Raw genomic sequence first — 3,943 nt, 5'->3', positions numbered from 1 at the left:
CTTTTTTTGTCTATAGAAGGTTCAACTAATCGCCATAGGTCTTTAGGGCGGAAACATCTACTTTTTAACCATCGGCTAACCGTGTCATGAGATAAAGGCGATGGGCTGACTTCTGATAACGCCAAACTAGAGTATCTTACACTGCTTACTTGCAAGAATATTTTATAGATATCTTTAATGCATGGATAACCGGACAAAATATGAACATCCTGATTTTTTCTTGTTTTTAAATTTATACTTCTTTTTTAGAGACTGCGAAACTCGTGTTTCTGTCTATGGGCGCCAACAAAAGAGAAACTTTAAATTTTTTATTTTAAACGAGCGAGTGCTCGATAACCGATATCATCTCGATAAAAACAACCCGTCCAGGATATTTTTTCTACTTTCTGATAAGCTGCTTTTTGGGCATCAAGAATTGTTTTTCCAAGCGCGGTAACACACAGTACACGGCCACCGGCAGTAATGACTTGGTTTTGTTTTAATTCTGTTCCGGCGTGAAAAACTTTACACATTTCTGCTGGGTTATCATTGATCCCTTCAATAATATCACCTTTACGATAATTGGCCGGATAACCTTCAGCGGCCATGACAACACCTAAGGCACAGCGTTCATCCCAACATGATGTTTTACCCGCTAATTCTCCTTTAGCGCCAGCTAGACAAAGTTCTACCAGATCAGATTGTAAGCGCATCATAATGGGTTGTGTTTCTGGATCACCAAATCGACAATTAAATTCAATAACCTTTGGATTTCCTTGTTTATCTATCATTAATCCTGCATATAAAAATCCTTGATATCGCCGATCTTCGAGCGACATACCTTTTACCGTAGGATAAATAATTTGATCCATTACACGCTGATGAATAATGTCTGTGACAACCGGAGCAGGAGAATATGCCCCCATTCCACCCGTATTTGGCCCGCTATCATTATTACCAACACGCTTATGATCTTGGCTTGTTGCCATAGGAATGACATTCTTACCATCAACCATTACGATAAAACTGGCTTCTTCGCCGTCAAGAAATTCCTCAATAACAATACGATGACCCGCTTGGCCAAATGCATTACCGGCAAGCATATCATGGACAGCATTTTGGGCCTCTTCTAAAGTCATAGCAACAACCACGCCTTTACCTGCGGCTAACCCATCAGCTTTAATAACAATCGGGGCGCCCATTTTGTTTAGGTAGGCGAGTGCGGGTTCAACTTCGGTAAAATTCTGGTAAGTGGCGGTCGGAATATCATGACGTGTAAGAAAATCTTTCGTAAAAGCTTTAGAGCCTTCTAATTGTGCTGCTTTTTGACTGGGACCAAAGATCGTTAAACCAGCATGTTGAAAAGCATCAACAACGCCTAGAATTAAGGGGGTTTCTGGTCCAACGATCGTTAAACCAATATTATTATTTTTGGCAAAATCGATTAATCCAGTAATATCTGTTATTGGAATATTAATATTGGTTAGATTTTTTTCTAGTGCAGTTCCGGCATTACCGGGTGCAACATAAACCTTGTCAGCGAGAGGGGATTGTGCTGCTTTCCATGCTAAAGCATGCTCACGACCACCATTGCCGATAATTAAAATATTCATGTTATTGCTCCCTAAATTAATGACGGAAATGGCGCATATCAGTAAAAATCATCGCGATATCATGTTCATTAGCTGCGGCTATGATCTCATCGTCACGAATTGAACCACCTGGTTCGATAACACAGGTTATGCCAGCGGTAGCGGCAGCATCAATACTATCTCGGAATGGAAAGAAAGCATCAGATGCCATTGCACATCCGACAAGATCTAAATTTTCGTCCTGCGCTTTTAATGCCGCGATTTTTGCTGAATAAACTCGGCTCATTTGTCCCGCACCAATACCGACTGTCATATTATTTTTGGCATAAACAATGGCATTGGATTTTACAAATTTTGCCACATGCCAGCAAAATAGGGCATTATCTATTTCTTGTTCGATTGGCTGACGTTTGGAAACGACACGCAGATCAGCTTTGGTTACTAAACCTAAATCGCGATCTTGCACCAATAAGCCGCCATTTACGCGTTTGAAATCTAAACCTGCAATAGGTGAATGCCATTGGCCACAGGCCAGAACACGCACATTCTGCTTGCTTGCAAGTATTGCGAGGGCAGCTTCAGTAACCGCAGGTGCAATAATGACTTCAACAAATTGACGCTCAATAATTGTTTTAGCCGTATTTGCATCTAATTCACGATTAAATGCAATAATACCACCAAATGTAGAGGTTGGATCAGTTTTGAAAGCATGATCGTAAGCCGCACAGATATCAGTACTGACCGCAACACCACAAGGATTAGCGTGTTTGACAATGACACAAGCCGGTTTGGAAAAACTTTTTACGCACTCCAAGGCTGCGTCAGTATCAGCAATATTATTATAAGAAAGCGATTTGCCTTGTAGCTGTCTTGCTGTAGCAACAGAGGCTTCTACTCTATTTTCCTCTATATAAAAAGCCGCAGCTTGATGACTATTTTCGCCGTAACGCATATCCTGCTGTTTAATAAAATTCAGGTTCAATGTACGAGGAAATTTACCTGAAGGCTGGTTCATCTCACCATAATAAGAAGGTACTAACTTACCAAAATAATTAGCAATCATCCCATCATAAGCGGCAGTATGTTCAAAAGCCTTAACTGCCAAGTCAAAGCGGAATATGTTAGTTAGAGAGTTTTGCTGATTATCCATCTCTTCGATGATTTTGTGATAATCCTGACTATTAACCACGACCGCCACATCTTTATAATTTTTGGCAGCAGAACGGATCATGGCTGGCCCACCAATATCAATATTCTCAATAGCATTTTCTAGCGTACAATCTGGTTTGGCAACAGTTTCTGCAAAAGGGTAAAGATTAACAACAACCATATCAATTGGCGTAATTTGATGTTGTCTCATTATTTCGTCATCTTGCCCGCGCCGGCCTAGAATACCACCATGTACTTTCGGATGAAGCGTTTTGACACGGCCGGCCATCATTTCTGGCCATCCTGTATAATCGGAAACTTCTATAACAGTTAACCCGGCCGCTAGCAATAATTTAGCTGTACCGCCGGTAGAGATAAGTTCAACCTTACGTTGAGATAAAGCTTTAGCAAATTCAACAATACCTTCTTTGTCAGAAACACTCAGTAGAGCACGCTGAATAGGGCGGAGTTGTGGCATGAAATAGATCCCTTGGAATAATAAAATGTTTTAAAACATTAATTAAATTTTACGGCTATTCGCTATTACAAATGATATTCGAAAATAACTAGTTTCAATCAAATATTTTTTGTCGCAAATGCAATTGTAACGCAAACGTTTGCGTATTTCGCTATAATTTTTGTCATTTTATTTTTGTGGATAACTCTGTTAATAATTCGGTATAATATAATGCTTTGCTGTTTAATTAATCAATTAAACAAAATTATGCAAAATTAAGCTTGCCAGCTGCGTAAAACTGCCTATAATGCGCCCCCACTGAGTCAGTATAGAACGAATCAATTGAATTGAATTTTCTTGGCGCAGGGTAAAGAAAAGTAGAAATAACTACTTGACTTTACAGGTGAAAAGCGTAATGTACGCCACCTCGCGGCCTAGGTCGCACGCTCTTTAACAATTAATCAGACAATCTGTGTGGGCACTCGCAATACATCATCAAAAAAATATTTGATTTTAAAGTCTTGAAGAGTGACAAAACAGTTAATTCATATATGAATTAATATGCTGTAACGTTATTTTGGACGGCAGCGGCGAAGGTGGTCAAACACCGGCAAAGCGAGTTGAACAGAAGGGCGTTACGGTCAGTAAAACATTCTTTGAGCATCAAGCTTTTAATTGAAGAGTTTGATCATGGCTCAGATTGAACGCTGGCGGCAGGCCTAACACATGCAAGTCGAGCGGCAGCGGGAGGAAGCTTGCTTCCTTG

The 3,943-nt window shown here is 40.1% G+C and carries 3 protein-coding genes and 1 rRNA gene; 1 reads left to right on the top strand and 3 read right to left on the bottom strand.

Going from position 1 to position 3,943, the window contains the following annotated elements; translation table 11 throughout:
* From CBG25_RS04720 to purH, 3 genes are all read right to left on the bottom strand, one after another.
* A partial coding sequence (locus CBG25_RS04720; RefSeq protein ID WP_290604058.1) for a hypothetical protein occupies positions 1 to 197 on the bottom strand: 197 nt, incomplete at its 3' end.
* Between the two features lie 111 nt (positions 198 to 308).
* Positions 309 to 1,592 (bottom strand): phosphoribosylamine--glycine ligase, encoded by a 1,284-nt coding sequence (gene purD, locus CBG25_RS04715; protein ID WP_290604931.1) that lies wholly within the window; start codon positions 1,590 to 1,592, stop codon positions 309 to 311.
* 16 nt (positions 1,593 to 1,608) lie between these two features.
* Positions 1,609 to 3,198 carry a bifunctional phosphoribosylaminoimidazolecarboxamide formyltransferase/IMP cyclohydrolase gene (gene purH, locus CBG25_RS04710; RefSeq protein ID WP_290604929.1) on the bottom strand — a complete coding sequence of 530 codons (1,590 nt, stop codon included), beginning with the start codon at positions 3,196 to 3,198 and terminating at the stop codon, positions 1,609 to 1,611.
* A gap of 651 nt (positions 3,199 to 3,849) precedes the next feature.
* On the opposite strand from purH, the gene CBG25_RS04705 reads away from it, so the two are divergent.
* A 16S ribosomal RNA gene (locus CBG25_RS04705) occupies positions 3,850 to 3,943 on the top strand; the annotation flags it as partial.

Source organism: Arsenophonus sp. ENCA, assembly GCF_002287155.1.
In the GTDB taxonomy this organism is placed as follows: domain Bacteria; phylum Pseudomonadota; class Gammaproteobacteria; order Enterobacterales; family Enterobacteriaceae; genus Arsenophonus; species Arsenophonus nilaparvatae.
This window is presented reverse-complemented; position numbering and strand designations above follow the sequence as displayed.